At 71.2% G+C, this 18,924-nt stretch carries 16 protein-coding genes; 10 read left to right on the top strand and 6 right to left on the bottom strand.

Features of this window, described 5'->3' with window-relative positions:
• Positions 1 to 99: 99 nt before the first annotated feature.
• Positions 100 to 561 carry a hypothetical protein gene (locus OG251_RS12755; protein WP_326677272.1) on the top strand — a complete coding sequence of 154 codons (462 nt, stop codon included), beginning with the start codon at positions 100 to 102 and terminating at the stop codon, positions 559 to 561.
• A 90-nt stretch (positions 562 to 651) separates the two neighbouring features.
• Here OG251_RS12755 and pepN (OG251_RS12750) read toward each other — a convergent pair whose 3' ends face one another.
• Positions 652 to 3,228, bottom strand: coding sequence for an aminopeptidase N (pepN, locus tag OG251_RS12750; protein WP_326677271.1), 2,577 nt, complete (start codon positions 3,226 to 3,228; stop codon positions 652 to 654).
• Positions 3,229 to 3,384: 156 nt separating this feature from the next.
• On the opposite strand from pepN (OG251_RS12750), the gene OG251_RS12745 reads away from it, so the two are divergent.
• Positions 3,385 to 3,885, top strand: coding sequence for a DUF1203 domain-containing protein (locus OG251_RS12745; RefSeq protein ID WP_326677270.1), 501 nt, complete (start codon positions 3,385 to 3,387; stop codon positions 3,883 to 3,885).
• Positions 3,886 to 4,012: 127 nt separating this feature from the next.
• Here the strand turns inward: OG251_RS12745 and OG251_RS12740 are convergent, their stop codons facing one another.
• Positions 4,013 to 5,041, bottom strand: coding sequence for an aspartate-semialdehyde dehydrogenase (locus OG251_RS12740; RefSeq protein ID WP_326677268.1), 1,029 nt, complete (start codon positions 5,039 to 5,041; stop codon positions 4,013 to 4,015).
• Between the two features lie 146 nt (positions 5,042 to 5,187).
• Here OG251_RS12740 and OG251_RS12735 point away from each other — a divergent pair, with 146 nt between their 5' ends.
• Both OG251_RS12735 and OG251_RS12730 read left to right on the top strand, forming a co-directional pair.
• Entirely contained in the window at positions 5,188 to 5,739 is a 552-nt protein-coding gene (locus OG251_RS12735) for an RNA polymerase sigma factor (protein ID WP_442818419.1), read from the top strand.
• Between the two features lie 2 nt (positions 5,740 to 5,741).
• A complete protein-coding gene (locus OG251_RS12730) occupies positions 5,742 to 6,440 on the top strand; it encodes a hypothetical protein (RefSeq protein WP_326677266.1) in 699 nt (232 codons plus the stop codon).
• A 329-nt stretch (positions 6,441 to 6,769) separates the two neighbouring features.
• Here the strand turns inward: OG251_RS12730 and OG251_RS12725 are convergent, their stop codons facing one another.
• From OG251_RS12725 to pepN (OG251_RS12715), 3 genes are all read right to left on the bottom strand, one after another.
• On the bottom strand, positions 6,770 to 10,075 hold the full coding sequence (locus tag OG251_RS12725; protein WP_326677265.1) for a S8 family serine peptidase: 3,306 nt from the start codon (positions 10,073 to 10,075) through the stop codon (positions 6,770 to 6,772).
• Between the two features lie 177 nt (positions 10,076 to 10,252).
• Positions 10,253 to 11,311, bottom strand: coding sequence for a hypothetical protein (locus OG251_RS12720; RefSeq protein WP_326677264.1), 1,059 nt, complete (start codon positions 11,309 to 11,311; stop codon positions 10,253 to 10,255).
• A 185-nt stretch (positions 11,312 to 11,496) separates the two neighbouring features.
• Entirely contained in the window at positions 11,497 to 14,094 is a 2,598-nt protein-coding gene (pepN, locus tag OG251_RS12715; protein WP_326677263.1) for an aminopeptidase N, read from the bottom strand.
• Positions 14,095 to 14,240: 146 nt separating this feature from the next.
• On the opposite strand from pepN (OG251_RS12715), the gene OG251_RS12710 reads away from it, so the two are divergent.
• The 6 genes from OG251_RS12710 to OG251_RS12685 all read left to right on the top strand — a co-directional run bounded on the left by OG251_RS12710 (position 14,241) and on the right by OG251_RS12685 (position 18,117).
• A complete protein-coding gene (locus OG251_RS12710) occupies positions 14,241 to 14,891 on the top strand; it encodes a mycothiol-dependent nitroreductase Rv2466c family protein (protein ID WP_326677262.1) in 651 nt (216 codons plus the stop codon).
• A 104-nt stretch (positions 14,892 to 14,995) separates the two neighbouring features.
• Positions 14,996 to 15,448 (top strand): GNAT family N-acetyltransferase, encoded by a 453-nt coding sequence (locus tag OG251_RS12705; protein ID WP_326677261.1) that lies wholly within the window; start codon positions 14,996 to 14,998, stop codon positions 15,446 to 15,448.
• A 68-nt stretch (positions 15,449 to 15,516) separates the two neighbouring features.
• The gene (locus tag OG251_RS12700) at positions 15,517 to 15,852 is read left to right on the top strand and encodes a VOC family protein (RefSeq protein WP_326677260.1); all 336 of its coding nucleotides are present in this window, start codon (positions 15,517 to 15,519) and stop codon (positions 15,850 to 15,852) included.
• Positions 15,853 to 16,228: 376 nt separating this feature from the next.
• Positions 16,229 to 16,570: an RNHCP domain-containing protein gene (locus tag OG251_RS12695; RefSeq protein ID WP_073723905.1), complete on the top strand. Its 342-nt coding sequence runs from the start codon at positions 16,229 to 16,231 to the stop codon at positions 16,568 to 16,570.
• Between the two features lie 42 nt (positions 16,571 to 16,612).
• Positions 16,613 to 17,032: an RNHCP domain-containing protein gene (locus tag OG251_RS12690; protein ID WP_326677258.1), complete on the top strand. Its 420-nt coding sequence runs from the start codon at positions 16,613 to 16,615 to the stop codon at positions 17,030 to 17,032.
• A gap of 467 nt (positions 17,033 to 17,499) precedes the next feature.
• A complete protein-coding gene (locus OG251_RS12685) occupies positions 17,500 to 18,117 on the top strand; it encodes a hypothetical protein (RefSeq protein WP_326677257.1) in 618 nt (205 codons plus the stop codon).
• A 70-nt stretch (positions 18,118 to 18,187) separates the two neighbouring features.
• Here the strand turns inward: OG251_RS12685 and OG251_RS12680 are convergent, their stop codons facing one another.
• On the bottom strand, positions 18,188 to 18,844 hold the full coding sequence (locus OG251_RS12680) for a CatB-related O-acetyltransferase (RefSeq protein ID WP_326677256.1): 657 nt from the start codon (positions 18,842 to 18,844) through the stop codon (positions 18,188 to 18,190).
• Between the last annotated feature and the right edge of the window lie 80 nt (positions 18,845 to 18,924).

Genomic DNA, 18,924 nt, shown 5'->3' with positions numbered 1-18,924 from the left:
CACGCTCCGGACGGCCGAGGGGGACGCCCGGGGAAGAGGCCGCGCGGGACGGGCTAGTCTGCCGTCGATCCCGTTGTTTCGCCCCCGTGGGGATGGCAGATGGCAGAGCTCGTGCTGTGCACCGGACTGGATCCGGACGAACCGGACTCCGTGACGCTCGTCGTGGTCGTGGCGGAGGAAGGGGCCGAGGACGAGCGCGCCGTCGCGCGGCTCGGGGCGTACGGCTACGAGGGCGACGGCTGCCTCTACTTCGTGCGGACGGACGGCTGGGCCGAGCGGCGGCTGGACGGCGAGCTGCTGACCGTGGACATCGTGGCGTACCCCGCCGTACTCGAAGGGCTGGAGGCCGACGCGGAGCTGTTCCCCGGACGGTCCTCGGCCGACCCGGCGGCGCTGCGGCTGCTGCGTGTGAGCGGCCGTGTCAGCCCCGGCCTGTACGCACGGGCCCAGGACAGCACCCTCGTACTGACGGCACCCGCCGGAACGCCGGCCGGACAGGTCGTGGCGGAGGCCCGGTCCGGCGAGAACTGGCCGCTCGTCCTGGCACCGCCGCCCGAGTAGTCCGGGAAGAGCCGCCGCCCGGACAGCCCGGAAGACGGAGAGGGGCGCCCCCCGAAGGAGGCGCCCCTCACCCATGCGGTGGTGCGGCGCTTACGCGGTCGCCGCCTCCGCGTCCGCGGTCCGGGCCTTCAGGGCGCGTTCCACGCCCGACCGGGACTCCGACATCAGGCGGCGCAGGGCCGCGCTCGGCTCCGCCGAGGCGAGCCAGGCGTCGGTGGCCTCCAGGGTGGCCTCCGAGACCTGGAGGGCCGGGTAGAGGCCCACCGCGATCTGCTGAGCCATCTCATGGCTGCGCGAGTCCCAGACGTCCTTCACCGCGGCGAAGAACTTCTCCGTGTACGGGGCCAGCAGCTCGCGCTGATCGGTCTGGACGAAGCCGCCGATCACCGCCTCCTGGAGGGAGTTCGGGAGCTTGTCGGACTCGACGACCGAGGCCCACGCGGCGGCCTTGGCCTCCGCGGTGGGCTGGGCGGCACGGGCGGACGCCGCGTGGCGCTCACCCGCCGCCGTCCTGTCCCGCTCGTACTCGGCGGCGATCTCCTCCTCGTCCAGCAGACCGGTCGCGGCCAGCCGCTGCACGAACGCCCAGCGAAGCTCGGTGTCGACCGCCAGGCCCTCGATGGCCCCCGTGCCGTCCAGCAGCGCCTGGAGCAGGTCCAGCTGCTGCGGGTTGCGGGCCGTCGCCGCGAAGGCGCGGGCCCACGCGAGCTGGTGGTCGCTGCCCGGCTCCGCCGCGTGCAGATGGGCCAGCGTCGCGTCCGTCCACTGGTTCAGGAACGCCTCGCGGGACTCCGGCGCCGCGTACAGGTCCAGCGCCAGCTTCACCTGACGGTGCAGCGACTGGACCACGCCGATGTCCGACTCCTTGCCGATGCCGGACAGCACGAGCGAGAGGTAGTCCCGCGTCGCCAGCTCGCCGTCGCGGGTCATGTCCCAGGCCGAGGCCCAGCACAGGGCCCGCGGCAGGGACTCGGTGAAGTCGCCGAGGTGCTCGGTGACGACCCGCAGCGACTCCTCGTCGAGACGGACCTTCGCGTACGAGAGGTCGTCGTCGTTGAGCAGGATGACCGCCGGGCGTGCGGTGTCCGCCGGGAACGGGACGGCCGTGCGCTCGCCGTCGACGTCCAGCTCGATCCGCTTCGTACGGACCAGCTTGCCGGCCCCGTCGAGGTCGTAGCAGCCGATCGCGATGCGGTGCGGGCGCAGGGTCGGCTCGCCCTTCGCACCGGCGGGCAGGGCGGGAGCCTCCTGGAGGACCGCGAAGGACGTGACGTGACCGTGCTCGTCCGTCTCGATCTCCGGGCGCAGGATGTTGATCCCGGCCGTCTCCAGCCACGCCTTCGACCAGGTCTTCAGATCACGCCCGGAGGTCTTCTCCAGCGCGCCCAGCAGGTCCGAAAGCCGGGTGTTGCCGAAGGCGTGCGCCTTGAAGTACGCCTGGACACCCGTGAAGAACTCGTCCATGCCGACGTACGCCACGAGCTGCTTCAGGACCGAGGCGCCCTTCGCGTACGTGATCCCGTCGAAGTTCACCAGGACGTCGTCGAGATCGTTGATCTCCGCCATGATCGGGTGCGTGGAGGGCAGCTGGTCCTGCCGGTACGCCCAGGTCTTCATGGAGTTGGCGAACGTGGTCCAGGAGTGCGGCCACTTCGAGCCCTCGGCGTACGCCTGGCAGGCGATCGAGGTGTACGTGGCGAACGACTCGTTCAGCCACAGGTCGTTCCACCACTCCATGGTGACCAGGTCGCCGAACCACATGTGGGCCAGCTCGTGCAGGATGGTCTCGGCCCGCACCTCGTACGCGGCGTCCGTCACCTTCGAGCGGAACACGTACTGGTCGCGGATCGTGACCGCGCCCGCGTTCTCCATCGCGCCCGCGTTGAACTCCGGGACGAAGAGCTGGTCGTACTTGGCGAAGGGGTACGCGTAGTCGAACTTCTCCTGGAACCAGTCGAAGCCCTGCCGCGTGACCGCGAAGATCTCGTCGGCGTCCAGGTACTCGGCCAGCGACGGGCGGCAGTAGATGCCGAGCGGAACGGACTGGCCGTCCTTCTCGTAGCTGCTGTGCACCGAGTGGTACGGGCCGACGATCAGTGCCGTGATGTACGTCGAGATGCGCGGCGTCGGCTCGAAGGACCAGACGTGGTCCTTCGGCTCCGGGGTCGCCGAGTTCGAGATGACGGTCCAGCCCTCCGGCGCCTTCACCGTGAACCGGAACGTCGCCTTCAGGTCGGGCTGCTCGAAGCTCGCGAACACCCGGCGCGCGTCCGGCACCTCGAACTGCGTGTACAGGTACGCCTGCTCGTCGACCGGGTCGACGAACCGGTGCAGACCCTCGCCCGTGTTGGTGTAGGCGCAGTCGGCGACGACCTTCAGCTCGTTGGTGCCCGCCAGCAGATGCGGCAGTGCGATCCGTGAGTCACGGAAGACGGCGGCGACATCGAGCGACTTCCCGTTCAGCTCGACATCGTGCACCGCCGGGGCCACCAGGTCGATGAAGGACTCGGCACCGGCTTCGGCGGAGTCGAAGCGCACGGTGGTGACGGACCTGTAGGTGCCGCCCTCCTGCGCTCCGGAGAGATCGAGATCGATCTCGTACGCGTCCACGGTCAGCAGGCGCGCCCGCTCCTGTGCCTCTTCGCGGGTCAGATTCGTGCCAGGCACGCGGTCATCTCCTTGATGTGCTACTTGGACCGACCGGCACATGGGAGCGGTCGATCTTGCTATGCGGCGTTTCCGGCCATCCTTCCACGCGGCACCACACAGTGCGATGTCCGTTTTCCGCCGGACGCGGACGGCGGGCGCGCTCACCCTCGAACCATGACCGGATACGAGGCACGTCCCATCGGACCCACCGCCCTCAAGGAGCTCCGCGACACCGACGACGCGGGGCGCCCCTGCCTCCCGTACACCGCCGTGGAGAGCGGCGGCCCGCTGCGCTGCTGTCTGCGCGGCGCCGAGCCGGGGGAGCGGATCGCCCTGGTCTCCTACGCGCCGCTGCGCCGCTGGGCGGCCGAGGCGTGGGCCCGGCCGGGGGCGTACGACGAACAGGGGCCGGTCTTCATCCACGCCGAGGAGTGCGGGGGCCCCGCCCCGGAGCGGGCGGGCTACCCCTTCGCGCGGACCGGGGCGCTGCGGACCGTCCGGCGCTACGACGCGGAGGGGCGGATCGTGGGAGGGCGGCTGATGGAGATCCCCGCGGACCACGATCGCGGGTTCGACACGGCCTTCGACGAGGCGTTCGCCGATCCGGCGGTGGCGCTGGTGCATGTGCGGGCCGTGGAGTACGGCTGCTTCCAGTTCGAGGTGCGGCGCGGCTGACCCCGCCCCTCCCGCGCCGAAGGCCCGCCGGGGCCGCACCGGTCCCCGGACGCCGACGGGCGGCCACCGTGTGCCGGTGGCCGCCCGTCGGCGCGTACGGAGCCGGATGCCCGGCAGCGTACGGAACTCAGCCCTGGAGCTCGGCCGCCACCAGCTCCGCGATCTGCACGGCGTTCAGCGCCGCGCCCTTGCGGAGGTTGTCGTTGGAGACGAAGAGCGCCAGGCCGTGCTCGACGGTCTCGTCGACCCGGATACGGCCCACGAACGAGGCGTCCTTGCCGGCCGCCTGGAGCGGGGTGGGGATCTCCGAGAGCTCGACGCCCTCCGCGTCCTTCAGCAGCTCATGGGCGCGCTCGACGCTGATCGGCCGCGCGAAGCGGGCGTTGACCTGGAGCGAGTGGCCGGAGAAGACCGGGACCCGGACGCAGGTGCCGGACACCTTGAGCCCCGGGATCTCCAGGATCTTGCGGGACTCGTTGCGGAGCTTCTGCTCCTCGTCCGTCTCGAACGAACCGTCGTCGACGATCGAACCGGCCAGCGGCAGCACATTGAAGGCGATCGGACGCTTGTAGACGGCCGGCTCGGGGAAGTCCACGGCCTCGCCGTCATGGGCCAGCCTGTCGGCCTCGGCGACGACCTTGGACGCCTGGCCGTGCAGCTCGGCGACACCGGCGACACCGGAGCCGGACACCGCCTGGTACGTGGCCACGGTCAGCGTTTCGAGACCGGCCTCGGCGTGCAGCGGGCGCAGCACGGGCATCGCGGCCATGGTGGTGCAGTTCGGGTTGGCGATGATGCCCTTGGGGCGGATCAGCGCCGCGTGCGGGTTGACCTCGGAGACGACCAGCGGGACCTCGGGGTCCATGCGCCAGGCGGAGGAGTTGTCGATCACGACGGCACCCTGGGCGGCGACCTTCTCCGCCAGCGCCTTGGAGGTCGCGCCACCGGCCGAGAAGAGCACGATGTCCAGGCCCGTGTAGTCGGCCGTGGAGGCGTCCTCGACGGTGATGTCCGCGCCCTGCCACTCGATCGTGGAGCCCGCCGAACGCGCGGAGGCGAAGAGCCGCAGCTCGGCGACCGGGAACTTCCGCTCGGCCAGGATCCCGCGCATGACTGTGCCGACCTGACCGGTGGCGCCGACGATTCCGACCTTCACAGGATCTCCTCTGTACGTTTGTGCGGCCCGCTTGCCGCTCCATGATGCGTATGTCCCTGCCCGCCTTGTCCAATCCATTGTCCGGCCTGCGGACTCCCGGCCCTCGGACCGAACGTTCTGCCGCGTTCCGGCGTCTGAGGGGAAACATCTTCAGGGGGAGGCAGTCCTTGCTGGGACGGAAGGCGTCGGGCGCGGGGGAGGACCCGCTGTCCCCGGCGCAGGTGGACAGGGTCAGGGCCGTGCTGTCCCTCGGCGGTGTGCCGTACGCCGATCTCCAGGACGCTGTGCAGCAGATACGGCTGCGGCTGCTGGAGCGCGCGGCGAGCGGCAGGGAGGCACCGCGCGACATCGGTGCCTGGGCGGCCGTGGTCGCCTCGAACCTGGCGGCCGACTGGCACCGCGGCCGCGGCCGGCAGGAGCGGATCGGCGCCAGGCTCGCGGCGCTGACCCCGCCGGACGGGGCGGCCGAGGGCGGCCAGGAGGCACGGCTGCTGGCCCTCACGGTCGCCGCCGGGCTCGACGAGCTGCCCGGACCGCAGCGCCAGGCCCTGGTGCTGCGGTTCTACGCGGACCTGTCCGTACCGCGGATCGCGGCCGAGCTGGGGATTCCGGAAGGCACGGTCAAGAGCCGCCTGTACGCGGCGGCCGGGGCGATGCGCGAGCGGATGGCGCTGCTGCGCACGGACGAGGTGGTGTGACGATGAACACGGGCGAGCCGTACGGATCGGACGAGCTGATGGCCGTGCTGCTGGGGGAGCCGGCGCCCCGGGACGGGGGGAGCGGCACCGCGGCCCGGTACGCGGCGGTGGAACGGGACCTCGCGGTGCTCGGTACACAGCTCCGGCTGATCGGGGACGCACTGGCCGCGGGCCCGCGGCCGGCCGTCCCGGAGCCCCCGGCCCCGGAGCCCCCGGCCCCGGAGCCCGCCGCTCCGGCGTCTCCCGCCCGGCGGTCCCGGTGGCGGGTGCTCGCACTGGCCGCGTCGCTGGTGGGCGCCGCCGCGCTGGCAGGCACCGGGATCATGTGGTCGGTGGCACGGCCCCCGGACGGCGGGCACGGTGACGCCAAGCCGACCCACGAGGGGATCATGGCCTGCGCCCGCCTCGTCGTGGACGGCACGGTGAACCGTACCGAGCGGGTCGCGCCCGGCCTGCGCGTGGTGCTGGACGTCGAGCGCCGGCTGAAGCCGGAGCGCGGCCCGCGTCAGGCCGTGTTCCTCGTGCCGGGCAAGGACGCCGGCCACTACCCGCCCGGCGCCCGCGTGGTCGTCAGGGTGTCGCGCTTCCCCGGCGAGGGGGTCGACTCGTACACGGCGGCGGCGGACCGGGCGGCGGCCTGGGAGTGGATGTCGGCCGCGCTGCCGGGCTCCCGTGACACGGAGTGCTCCGGGCCCGGCTGACGTCACGGACCCTGGCGGCTGACGGCCCGGACCCGCGCCCGGCTGACGTCACGGACCCTGGCCCGGCTGACGGCTGACGGCTGACGGCTGACGGCTGACGGCTGGCGGCTGGCGGCTGGCGGCTGGCGGCTGCCCGCCCGGACCCGGACCCCGCTGACGGCCGACGGTCCGGCCCCGACCCCGGCCGACGTCCTGGACCCGGAGCACCGGCGCGGGACGTGCAGCGGGGCGGGAGCTCCCGGGAGAGCGCCCGCCCCGCTGGCCGTTCAGTGGGTCACCGCTCCGGTGACCCACCGGTGCGACGGCTCACCGAGCCGTCGCACCGGTCGCTACGGCGTGACCTTCTCGATCACGACGCTGCCGGTGCCCGCCGCGGTGCCGCGGGGGTTGACCAGCTGGATCTCACCGAAGAACTGCCGGCCCTCGGGAGCCGCTCCGGCTACCAGGACCTCGGCGCCGACCTGGGCCGAGGCGCCGTTGGCCAGGTTCACGGCCTTCGACTCGTCGACCTTGATCGTGCCGAGCGTCGGCGAGTAGAACACGTCGCGGTAGGCGAACTCGGTGGTCCCGGCCGGGACCGAGTAGCCGTCGACGACGACGGTGTACGTACCGGCGGCGGGCTTGACCAGGCTGACCGACTCCTCGGAGCCCGCGGTGGTCGACTTGCCGGCCTCCTTGTCGCCCTTGAAGACATACAGGTCGATGTCCGCGTTGGCGTCGGAGGTGCCGCCGATGGCGACGTCCAGCTTCTCGACACCCTCACCGATGGTGACCGTGGTCTCGTAGGTCCCACCCGTGGAGATCGACGGGCGTTCGACGTCGGCCGAACCCAGCGAACCGCCCTTGAGCTTGCCCTCCAGGGCGGCGGCGCTGTTGGTGACCTTCCAGTTCACCGCGGCCGGGCTGCCGATCTTCGCCTCGGCGATGGTCTGCACGGCCGGGTCGAAGGACGCGCCGAGCAGGCTGACATCCAGCTTGTACGGGTTGTCCAGCAGCGGCGACGTACGACGCGACTCGACCTCGACCTCCCAGACGCCGGGCTGCGGGTCCTTGTAGGAACGCACGTCCGGGCGGCAGGTGTTGGCCGGGTTCTCGTAGTTCGGGTAGCAGTAGATCGTGGCGCTGTCCTCCACCGCGACCCCGTAGGGGTGCAGGGAGATGAACCGCGTCTGGCTGCCCGAACGCAGGGCGCTGAGGGCGACCTCAAGGGTCTTGGCGCCCTCCGGTACGTTCAGGAAGTACGACGTGCTGCTGTTGCGCTGCACCGAGCCGGACGCCTTGAACGCGTAGCCCGGCTTCTTGAGGTCGGTGGCGACGACGACGGTGGTGAGGATCTGGTGGTCCACGCCGACGGTCTTCTTGTCATCGACCTTGAGGATCGCGCTGTGCACACCGGTGCTGCCGGGCTTCGCCTGGACCTTGACGGTCACCGGCTTGCCGAGCGGCAGCGAGACGGTGCTCGGACCGGTCAGCTTGAAGGTGCCGTCGTTGTTCTTCCACGACAGCGTGTGCTTGACGTTGCGGTCCGGACCCGTGGTGCGGGTGACGGTGACGTCGTACGACTTCTTCTGGCCGGCCTTCAGGCCGCCCTCACGGTCGTACAGGCCCGTGCCGAAGCCCGGGTCCTTCAGCGCGAAGTCGATCGCGGTGTCGACCGGGGCCTTCACCGTGTACTCGTGCGCGGTGGCGCCCTTTCCGATGGCCTTCCAGGCACCGACGATGTCGATGAGACCGGCACCCTGGGCGTGCGCGGGCACTCCCTTGATGTGGGTGGCGGTGCTGGTCAGCGCGGTGCGCAGATCCGCCGGCGGCAGCTCGATGTTCTTCTGCTTCGCGGCGGACAGCAGCAGCGCGGTCGCACCGGCGGCCTGCGGGGAGGCCATCGAGGTGCCCTGGAGCATGGAGTAACCGGCCGGCAGGTCGTAACCCGCCTCCTTGACCGGTCCGCCCGGGATCCAGGTCTGGGTGGTGTTGATGGACGCACCCGGCGCCGTCAGGATCGGCGCGAAGCCGCCGTCCTCACGCGGACCGCGCGAGGAGAAGGGCAGCATGTCGTACTTCTTGGTGACCTTCGAGCCGTAGTTGGCGGCCCAGGTCTCCTTGGAGATGGACGCGCCCACCGAGATGACGTGGTCGGCGAGACCGGGGTCACCGATGGTGTTGACACCCGGGCCGTCGTTGCCGGCCGAGATGACCAGCTGGACGCCGTAGATGTCGATGAGCCGCTTGTAGAGCTCGGCGCGCGCGTTGTTGCCGTCGTTCAGCGGCGGCAGGCCGCCGATCGACATGTTGACGACGTCGACACCGCGGTTCACGACGAGGTCGATCATGCCCTCGGTGAGCGCGATGTTGGTGCAGCCGCCGGTCCAGGTGCAGGCACGCGAGGAGACGATCTTGGCGCCGGGCGCCGCACCGTTCATCTTGCCGCCGAACAGGCCGTTGGCCGCGGTGATGCCCGCGACGTGCGTACCGTGCTCGCTCTCGATGACACCGATGCTGACGAAGTCGGCCTTGGCGCCCGCGGCGTTGTAGACGACGTTCTTGCGGGTCTCGACGACGAACGGGATGCGCTCGACGACGTCGGTGCGCGGGTCGTCCTTGCCGAAGTAGGCGACCTGGTGCTTGTCCTTGTACGGCTTCAGGACGGTGTCGTCGGCGAAGTTCGCGTTGCCGTTCAGGTCGACCCGCGTGGTGCCGGTGACCGGGTCGTACAGCACGCCCCAGGTGTCGGTGGTGTCACCGTCACGGTTGAGGTCGCCCGCCATGTCGCCCCCGAGCGTGGCGGACTCCTTGAACAGGCTGAACCGGTACGAGCCCGCGGGCGCCGAGTACGTCTTGCCCAGGGCCGTGAACGTCGGGCCGGTCACGGCCTCCGTCATCCGCAGCCAGGTGCCGTCCTCGTCGTCGACCGGGTCGGTGGCGGTCACCCAGTCGACGATCTTGCGCTCGCCGGTGGTGGTCTTCTGGAGGGCCGGGTGACCGAGGTCGACTCCGGAGTCCAGGACACCGATGGTGATCCCGCGGCCGTCGGCCTTCGGGTGCTGCTTGACGAAGTCGACCGCGCCCGTCTCGAAGGACGGGTTGTACGGGTTCTTCGCCGGCGTCTTCCTGCCCGGGGCCGCGTGGCTGCCCGTGGACTTCGCCTTCTTCGCCCCGGCGGCCCGGTCGCCCTTGGGCGTCGGGTCGTCCAGCTTGATCTCCTGCTTGAGGTCGATGCCGAGGACGGACGACAGCTTGGAGGCCGCCTTGATCGTCGACTCGGCCGAGGCGGTCGGTACGGTCGCGCGGACATAGCCGAGCTTGTCGTACGTCTGCCCCAGCACGGACCCCTTGACGGCGTCCAGCTGCTTGGTGACCTGCTCGGTCGCCCCCGGAGTGGTGGCGACCATCATCGTGACGCTCTTCTCGCCCTCGGCCTCGGCCTTGGACAGCACGTCGGCGTCGGCCTTGCCGAGCTTGTCGCCCTTCCCGCTCGTGGCGGAGGGCTTGACGGGCGCGGTGGCCGGGTCGTCGGCGGCGAAAACCGGGGCGGCACCGGAGGCGGCCAGTGCGGCCACCAGACCGGCGGCGGCCGCGATACGGGCCGCGCGTCTCGCCCCGGGTATGGAGCTGGGGGATTCCTTGGTCATCAGCATCCCTGTATCTGAAAGAGAGAGTCCGGAATTCGGTACCGGATGACCGCTCACCCTGTCGTAAATGACAGGGGTTTGTGGAGAGTTGACGGAGACGAGAAATGGACATGGCGTAGATCCGCCAGTGGGTCCGATGCGTCACGAGTGATGAATGGGGTCAAAAGGGCGCCGCGGAGGCCCTCATCGGGGCAGGACCATCACATACGCCGCCGGTTCGCGGTCACCCGCCGCCATCAGCGCCGTACGCACCACGGTGGCCTGTTGCTCCGCCGCCTCGCGCAGTTTCCTCGGCGTGACATGGACGACGGTGATTCCGAGCCGCTCCAGGTGCTCCCGCTCGGCGGCGTACGCGGACCACCGCGCGCCCTGTTCCTCCTGGCGCCCGTCGGCCGGCGAGCCGTGCCCGGAGCTGCGGATGTCCAGCCCGAGGGCGACGGCCTCATCGGGCCAGTAGGCGTCGACCCCGCCCAGCGGCGGGCCGCCCGGCAGCCGCAGCTCCACGTTCCACAGCGGCTCCGGCAGCCCGTGCGCGCGCACCATGTCGTACAGCCGCAGCTCCGCCTCGGCCCGCCCCTCGGCCAGCAGCGACTCCACGGCGTCCACCACCGGCGTCCGGCCCAGGAGCTTCGCCGCGCTCAGTTCCCGTACGAGGGCGGCACTCTCGCCGTGCCCGTCCCGGACCGCCTCGGTCAGCAGCCGGCGCACGGCCCCCGAGTCCGTGAGCTCCGCCACCGCGTCGGCCACCGCCCGCTCCACCGGTGCGACCGGCAGCCCGGCGACGCGCTCCGGCTCCGGCAGCGCGGCCGACCGGAGCACCTGCACGAACCGGGTCGAACGCAGCCGCCGGGAGCGCGGCACGAGCACATCGATCCGGTGCAGCGACATCAGGTGCGGCGCGGAGGCGAACCCGTGCAGCGTGAGCGCCGCGAGCCCGGTGACCATCGCCTCCCCGTACTCCGCCCCGCCGTGCGCGGGCGCCGGGGCCCGCCGCCCGGAGACCGGCGGACGGCCCGCGTACAGCAGGGCGCCGTGCAGCCGTTCCGCACCGGAGGGCCGACCCGGCCGCAGCAGGTACACCCCCGGCAGCAGCTGCTGCCAGGGGCCGCCGCCCAGGCACTGTGCGGCGGTCTGCGCGGCGGACACCCCCCGCACCCGCAACTGGGCGGCGGACAGCACGCGTTGCCGCACCTCGTGGAGGTGATTCAGGGGGCAGGGGGAGAGTGGGGTGTTCTGGGTCATGCCCCGGGGTTTCCCGCTCACCCACAGGTTGCTAACCCCTGTTACACGCCCGTCGACAATCCAGGACAACGCCGTCCTAAAGTACGGGCGTTCGAGAGCCGAAAAGCACCGTCACGCAGGGGATTGTGCGGGGCGCCAGGGACGGGTGTGCGAGCGCCGCCTCCGCGCCGCTCGCACCCCCCGGCTCACGCCCTGCGGTCGCACTCCTGCCCGCGCAGCGCCCGCGCAAGGGCGTCACGGGCCTCCAGGACCAGTCGGCGCAGTGCCGGTGCCGCGTCCGGGTGCGAGGTCAGCCACGCGTCGGTCGCCGCGAGCGTGGCCGGGTCGTCCTGGAGTCCCGGGAACAGCCCCGAGACCACGTCCATGCCGATCTGGATGGAGCGCTCGGCCCACACCCGCTCGATCGCGTCGAAGTACGCGGTCGTGTACGGCGCCAGCAGCTCGCGCTGCGAGGACTGCACGAACCCCGCGATCGTCGCCCCGGCCAGGGCGTTGGACAGCTTGTCCGACTCCACGACCGCCGCCCACGCCTGCGCCTTGACCGCGGCCGAGGGGCGCGAGGCCAGACAGCGCACCTGGTGCCGCTTCCCGGACGCCGTGTCGTCGCGGGCCAGTTCGGCGTCGATCACCGACGCGTCGGCGATCCCGTGCGAGGCCAGCGGGGACAGGAACGCCCAGCGCAGCTCCTGGTCGACGTCCAGGCCGTCGATCCGGGCGGTGCCGCCGAGTAGCTCGGTCAGCAGCTGGAAGTCCGCCTCCGAGGCGGCGACCGCCGCGAAGAACCGGGCCCAGGTCAGCTGGTGCTGGCTGCCCGGCTCGGCGAGGCGCAGCTCGTGCAGCGCACCCTCGGACAGGGCCTGGCCGCCCTCCTCGCGCCAGGCGGGCGCGGCGTAGTGCACCAGGGCCGACTGCGCCCAGGCGTGCAGCATCTGGAGCACGCCGATGTCCGTCTCCCGGCCGGAGAAGGCCAGCACCAGGTGGACGAAGTCGCGGGCGGGCAGCAGACCGTCGCGCGTCAGGTTCCACAGCGCCGACCAGCACAGCGCCCGTGCCAGCGGGTCGGTGATGTCGCCCAGGTGCTCGCGCAGGGTGGCGAGGGACACCTCGTCGAAGCGGACCTTGCAGTACGTCAGGTCGTCGTCGTTGACCAGGATCAGCTCGGGCCGCTCGGCCCCGGCCAGCTCCCCGACCACCGTGCGCGGCCCGGCGACGTCCACCTCGGCGCGGGCGTAACGCACCAGGTCGCCGTCCGGGTTGCGCCGGTACAGGCCCACCGCGACGCGGTGCGGGCGCAGCTCCGGGTGCGACTCGGCGGCCTCCTGGAGCACGGCGAGCTCGGTGATCCGGCCGGCCGCGTCGTACGTCGCGACGGGGTTGAGCACATTGACGCCCGCCGTCTGGAGCCAGGAGTGCGACCAGGTGGTCATGTCGCGGCCGGAGGTCTCCGCCAGCACCGACAGCAGGTCGCCCAGCCGGGTGTTGCCGTACGCGTGCCGCTTGAAGTAGCGCCGGGCGCCCTCCAGGAACGCGTCCCGTCCGACGTACGCCACCAGCTGCTTCAGTACGGACGCGCCCTTGGCGTACGTGATGCCGTCGAAGTTCAGCTTGGCGTCCTCCAGGTCACGGATGTCGGCCGTGACCGGGTGGGTGGAGGGCAGCTGGTCGGCGCGGTAGGCCCACGCCTTGCGGTTGTTGGCGAAGGTGATCCAGCCGTTGGTGAAGCGGGTCGCCTCCACCATGGAGAAGGTCCCCATGAAGTCGGCGAACGACTCCTTCAGCCACAGGTCGTCCCACCACCGCATGGTGACCAGGTCGCCGAACCACATGTGCGCCATCTCGTGCAGGATGACGTTGGCCCGGCGCTCGTAGGACGCCGAGGTGACCTTGCCGCGGTAGATGTACTCCTCGCGGAAGGTGACGCAGCCCGGGTTCTCCATGGCGCCGATGTTGTACTCGGGCACGAACGCCTGGTCGTACTTCCCGAAGGGGTACGGGTAGTCGAAGTGGTCGTGGAAGAAGTCCAGGCCCTGCTTGGTGACGAGGAAGATGTCGTCCGCGTCGAAGTGGCGGGCGAGCCCCTTGCGGCACATCGCGCCGAGCGGGATCTCCAGCGTGGAGCCGTCGTCGAAGGTACGGGTGTAGTGGTCGGTCTCGTAGTGGTACGGACCGGCGACGACCGCCGTGATGTAGGTGGAGATCGGCTTCGTCTCGGCGAACCGCCACACCTCGCCCTGGTGGGACTCCTCGGCCCCGTTGCTCCAGACCCGCCAGCCCTCGGGCGCCGTCACCTGGAAGCGGAAGGGCGCCTTGAGGTCGGGCTGCTCGAAGTTCGCGAAGACGCGCCGGGCATCGGCCGGCTCGTACTGCGTGTAGAGGTAGACCTCGCCGTCCTCCGGGTCGACGAAGCGGTGCATGCCCTCGCCGGTCCGGCTGTACGCGCACTGCGCGTCGACGACCAGGACGTTCTCGCCCGCGGCGAGGGAGTCCAGCGCCACCCGGGTCCCGTCGAAGACGGCCGCCGGGTCCAGTGCCGTGCCGTTCAGCGTCACCGCGTTCACCCGCGGCGCCACCAGATCGGCGAACGACGAGGCCCCCTCGCGGGCCGCACGGAAACGGATGGTGGTCAGCGAGCGGAAGGTACGCGGACCGGTGCCGTCGGCCTCCTCGTCCCCGCCTGGCTCCCCGACGGCGGAACGCAGGTCGAGGGCGACCTCGTATCCGTCGACGGTCAGCAGCTCGGCCCGCTCATGGGCCTCGTCGCGGGACAGGTTTTCACCGGGCACGGGCACTCCTTCGTGACGCGCGTTTTCTGTCGTGTTCGAACACCTTTGATCCTCCCATGTGGCTCGGGACGCCGGAATCCGGGAATGGGGGGACCGCCCTGCGGTGTTCTGCCGGACAGGTGGGAACCGCCCTCTTGAGGAGAGACATGTCTGACAACAGCACGGCCAACGGCAGGACTCCGGTCGATTTCTGGTTCGACCCGCTCTGCCCCTGGGCGTGGATGACCTCCCGCTGGATGCTGGAGGTGGAGAAGGTCCGCGACGTCGAGGTCCACTGGCATGTGATGAGCCTGGCCGTCCTGAACGAGGACAAGCTCGACCAGCTGCCCGAGGAGTACCGCGACCTCCTGGAGAACAAGGCATGGGGCCCGGTCCGGGTCGTCGTCGCCGCCCGGCAGAAGCACGGCGACAAGGTCGTCGGCCCCCTCTACACGGCGCTCGGAACCCGGTTCCACAACAAGGGCGAGGGCCCGACCCGCGAGGCGATCATCGGCGCCCTCACGGACGTCGGCCTGCCGGCCGAGCTCGCGGAGTACGCCGATTCCGACGCGTACGACACCGAGCTGCGCGCCTCCCACAAGGAGGGCATCGACAAGGTCGGACAGGAGGTCGGCACCCCGGTCATCGCCGTCCCGGGCGCCGACGGTGAGCAGATCGCGTTCTTCGGTCCCGTCGTCACCCCCGCCCCCAAGGGCGAGGAGGCGGCGAAGCTGTGGGACGGCACCCTGCTGGTCGCGTCCATTCCGGGCTTCTACGAGATCAAGCGGACCCGGACCCAGGGCCCGATCTTCGACTGACGTATCCCGAGGCGCGGCGGGCGGGTGGCGCGGGGTTCCGGCCGGGACTCCGCACCACCCGCGCGTTCCCGCCTCTTCCCGCCGAACGGAAGGGGGACCGGCGCATGCGTGTGCGCGCGGGCGAGGCGGCGGAAGCCGCGGAACTGACCGAACTGGCCCTGCGCTCCAAGGGCCACTGGGACTACGACGAGGACTTCCTGGCCGCCTGCCGCCAGGAGCTGACCGTCCACCCGGCCGACGTGGCCCTCCGGCGGACCGCGGTCGCGGAGGAGCACGGCCGGGTGCTGGGCTTCACCACCCTGGACGGGGACCCGCCCGAGGGGGCGCTCGGCATGATGTTCGTCGACCCGGACGCGATGGGCCGGGGCATCGGGCGCCTGCTGTTCGCCCACACCGTGGACGAGGCCCGCCGTCTCGGCTTCACCCGTCTGATGATCGACGCCGACCCGAACGCGGAGCCGTTCTACCTGGCGATGGGCGCCGTCCGCATCGGCGCCACCCCGTCCGGCTCGGTCCCGGGCCGCGAGCTGCCGCTGCTGGAGGTCGCCCTGCGCTGACGCCTCGCCGATCGCGTACGCAGAGTGTCCCGGGCCCGCTGTCAGTGCCTCGCCGTACGGTGAAAGGCATGAGAATGGCTGCGGAGATGATCACGATCGACTGTGCGGACGCGCGTGCGCTGGCCGACTGGTGGGCCGGTGCGCTCGGGGTGGAAGTGGCGCAGGACTACGGGGAGTTCGTCATCCTGGCGGCCCAGCCGCTGGTGCTGGGCTTCCAGCAGGTGCCCGAGCCGAGGGCCGGCAAGAACCGGGTCCACGTCGACTTCTCCTCCGAGGACCGGGCCGCCGACGTGGAGCGGCTGGTGGGGCTGGGGGCCGTGGTCGTCGGTGAGCACGAGATGCCGGGGCTGGCCTGGACGACCCTTCAGGACCCGGTGGGCAACGAGTTCTGCGTCTCCGGCTGAGCGGAGCGGGAGGGCGGGCCCGCCGGAGCTGAGGTAATCCGGTGGATCCGTCCCCGCCGCGTTGTTACGGTGCTCGCACCTTCACGCGGGACCGACCGCGGGTGACCTCTGGGCGTATGCCCCGGAAAGCAGCTGATGTATGCCCCGGCCAGTGATTCCGAGCTTCCCTCGCCGCGCCTCTCGCGCCGGGGGGACGGGACCTGCCCGCATGCGACTGTTCGCCGCTCCTCGCTGACACACCATGCCGTCCGGCCCGTGACCCCTGCCCCGTGACGCCGTGCGCCGAGGGCTGCTCGGTACTCCCCTGCTGCTTCGTTCCTCACCTTCGGCAAGGAGTATCCGGGTGTCACACGACAACCCCCAGCACCGCTCAGCCATGTCCTCCATCGGCACCTTCACCTGTGTGCGCTGCGGACTGACCGTCGCCGCGCTCGCGCCCGACGGCAGCCGCCGCAACCACTGCCCCAGCTGTCTGCACTCCAAGCATCTGACCGACCACATCGAGGGCGGGCCCTCCGGCTGCGAGGGCCGGATGACCCCGATCTCCATCGCGGTGCTGCGCACCGGCGACTGGATGGTCGTCCATCGCTGCACCCGCTGCGACGAGCTGACCTCGAACCCGGTCTCCGGGGACGACAACCAGCTGATCCTGATGCGGATGGCCGTGCGCCCCCTGGCCCAGCCACCCTTCCCGCTCGAAGCGTTCGGTGACCTGTGAAACGGGCCCGAGGGCTCCGGAGCAGGGCGGGAGGGGGCGACCGTGCCGCGACGTAGACCCCGGCGGGACGGCGGTCACCGTCCCCAGCGGCCCAAGGACGTACTCCACGGACCGGCCGGGGCACGTGGCGACGCGTTCCGGTGTGCCGGCTGCCGGCTCGACGTGCCGCTGGTGGCGCCGGGCACCGCCCACCGCAATCACTGCCCGCACTGTCTGGCCAGCCTGCACGTCGACCGGCGGATACCGGGCGATCGGGCGGCCGGTTGCGGCGGACGCATGGCGGCGCTCAGCCTGTCGGTGCGCCAGGACGGGGAGTGGACGCTGATCCACCACTGCCTGACCTGCGGGGAGTTGAGCGCCAACCGCATCGCGGGCGACGACAACCCGCTTGCCCTGATGCGGCTGGCGCTGCGGCCCTTGGCGGACGCCCGTATCCCCGTACGGGCGCTGCTCGCGCTGTGACACGGCGGGGCGCCCGGAATCCTCCGGGCGCCCCCTGGGCCGGAGGGTTCGCGGCGCCCACCGACTGCTCGCCCGAGGCAACGGTCCACGGCGGGACCGTCGCCCGAGGCAACGGTCCACGGCAGGACCCGGCCCTGGCCCCGGTCCGCGCCCTGCCCGTGGCCTCGCCGCGCGTCTGCTCCGGTCCGCGCGGACAATGGGACTGTCTCCCGAGGGGGCGAACAGGCAAGGAGTCGTACATGACGGCTTACCGGAGAAGGCGCCGCGCTGCCTGTGCAACTGCTGCGCTGACGCTCACCCTTGCTGCCGCTCCGATCACCGCACACGCCGTTGTGGCGGAGTCGCAGGCCGATCGGGGAGCCGCGAGGGCCCTTGAGCCCTGCGCGGAGGCCAATGCACCCGTAACCATCGCGCCCGGTTACGACGGCCTGTACACCCACTCCGCGGACGTGGTGTCCGGTTGCTCAGTGGTCACGAACGTCGGCACCCTGCCCCTCCAGCTCTGGAGCGACAACGGCAGCGTGATCGGTGCGCCCGCGCGTCCCGCGACCCCGGCGGGCTGGGCCACCGAGACCGCCGCCCGGCAGATCCTGCTCGGGCTGCCTCGGGGAAGGGTGGTCGTCCTGCCCGGAGAGCAGGCGGTGCTGTACCAGCCACCACCTGCGTACACCGTGGATGTGGTCCCCCTCGAACTCACCCAGGAGGCCGTTTTCGCGGCGCAGTACGCCGGCTTGGCCAAGGATCTCGCCGAGCGCGACGGCGTCCAAGTCGTTCCGCTTCCGCTGTACAACCGCTTGGGCAACGCCATCAACAAGTGCGCGAAAGCCGCGGCCGGCACATTCAACGAACTGCGGCAGGAGGGGGCGGTGAACTCGCTGGCGGACATCTTCGACCAGGCGAAGGGCCTCCCCTCGTGCAAGACCGCCTACAGCATGCTCGACCCCAGCTCCACCAGCGCCGACAAGCCCTCACTCCTGGAGAAATGGCGCCAGAAGGTCACCCGCTTCAACGTCAAGTGGAACACCCAGCTGGTGGACGACATCGTCACGCGCATCCCCAGCAACCTGGGAAAGCTCCATAGATGACCTCCGCGTGAAGGCGGGCGGGAGCCGTAGCCGGGGACCGGCTACGGCCTCAACCACCGGATCACGGCGCTCACTTCGGCCGGACGGGCGCCGCGGCCTCCAGTGCGTCGAGGGTGCCGGACATGACGGTGCGGATGTGCTGGGTGAGGTGCTCGGTGGGCCAGTCCCACCAGGCGACGGCCAGCAGGCGCGCGACGTCCTTCTCCTCGTACCGGGTGCGGATGAGCTTCGCCGGGTTCCCGCCGACGATGCCGTAGTCCGGTACGTCCGAGACGACGACCGCCCGCGAGCCGATGATCGCGCCGTGCCCGATGCGGACGCCGGGCATCACCGTGGCCCCGTAGCCGAACCAGACGTCGTTGCCCACCACGGTGTCGCCCCGTCCGGGCAGACCGGTCAGCAGGTCGAAGTGGTCGGCCCAGGCGCCGTCCATGGAGGGGAAGGGAAAGGTGGACGGGCCGTCCATCCGGTGGTTGGCGCCGTTCATCAGGAACCGCACCCCGGTGCCCAGCGAGCAGAACTTCCCGATGACGAGCCGCTCGGGCCCGTAGTGGTACAGCACATTGCGGGTCTCGAACTCCTCCGCGTGCTCCGGGTCGTCGTAGTACGAGTACTCCCCGACCTCGATCAGCGGAGAGGTCACCAGCGGCTTCAGCCGCACCACCCGTGGCTGACCGGGCAGCGGGTGCAGGACGGTGGGATCGGCGGGGACGGGGCTCGTGGGCACAGGGGTCGCTTCCAGGTGATCGTTCGGCAGGGGCGGGCCCATCGTGGCAGCCATGGACCTGCGGCGACGTGCATTTTCTT

Source organism: Streptomyces sp. NBC_01237 (genome assembly GCF_035917275.1).
In the GTDB taxonomy this organism is placed as follows: Bacteria; Actinomycetota; Actinomycetes; order Streptomycetales; family Streptomycetaceae; genus Streptomyces.
The sequence above is the reverse complement of the archived record's forward strand: the minus strand, read 5'-3'. Positions and strand labels throughout refer to the sequence as shown.

Excerpts from the sequence above, each read along its gene's own strand:
- OG251_RS12700 (WP_326677260.1), top strand. The coding sequence starts at position 15,517 with ATGAGAATGGCTGCGGAGATGATCACGATCGACTGTGCGGACGCGCGT.
- OG251_RS12710 (WP_326677262.1), top strand. The coding sequence starts at position 14,241 with ATGTCTGACAACAGCACGGCCAACGGCAGGACTCCGGTCGATTTCTGG.
- OG251_RS12745 (WP_326677270.1), top strand. The coding sequence starts at position 3,385 with ATGACCGGATACGAGGCACGTCCCATCGGACCCACCGCCCTCAAGGAG.
- OG251_RS12705 (WP_326677261.1), top strand. The coding sequence starts at position 14,996 with ATGCGTGTGCGCGCGGGCGAGGCGGCGGAAGCCGCGGAACTGACCGAA.
- OG251_RS12730 (WP_326677266.1), top strand. The coding sequence starts at position 5,742 with ATGAACACGGGCGAGCCGTACGGATCGGACGAGCTGATGGCCGTGCTG.
- OG251_RS12725 (WP_326677265.1), bottom strand. The coding sequence starts at position 10,075 with ATGCTGATGACCAAGGAATCCCCCAGCTCCATACCCGGGGCGAGACGC.
- OG251_RS12720 (WP_326677264.1), bottom strand. The coding sequence starts at position 11,311 with ATGACCCAGAACACCCCACTCTCCCCCTGCCCCCTGAATCACCTCCAC.
- OG251_RS12755 (WP_326677272.1), top strand. The coding sequence starts at position 100 with ATGGCAGAGCTCGTGCTGTGCACCGGACTGGATCCGGACGAACCGGAC.
- OG251_RS12695 (WP_073723905.1), top strand. The coding sequence starts at position 16,229 with ATGTCCTCCATCGGCACCTTCACCTGTGTGCGCTGCGGACTGACCGTC.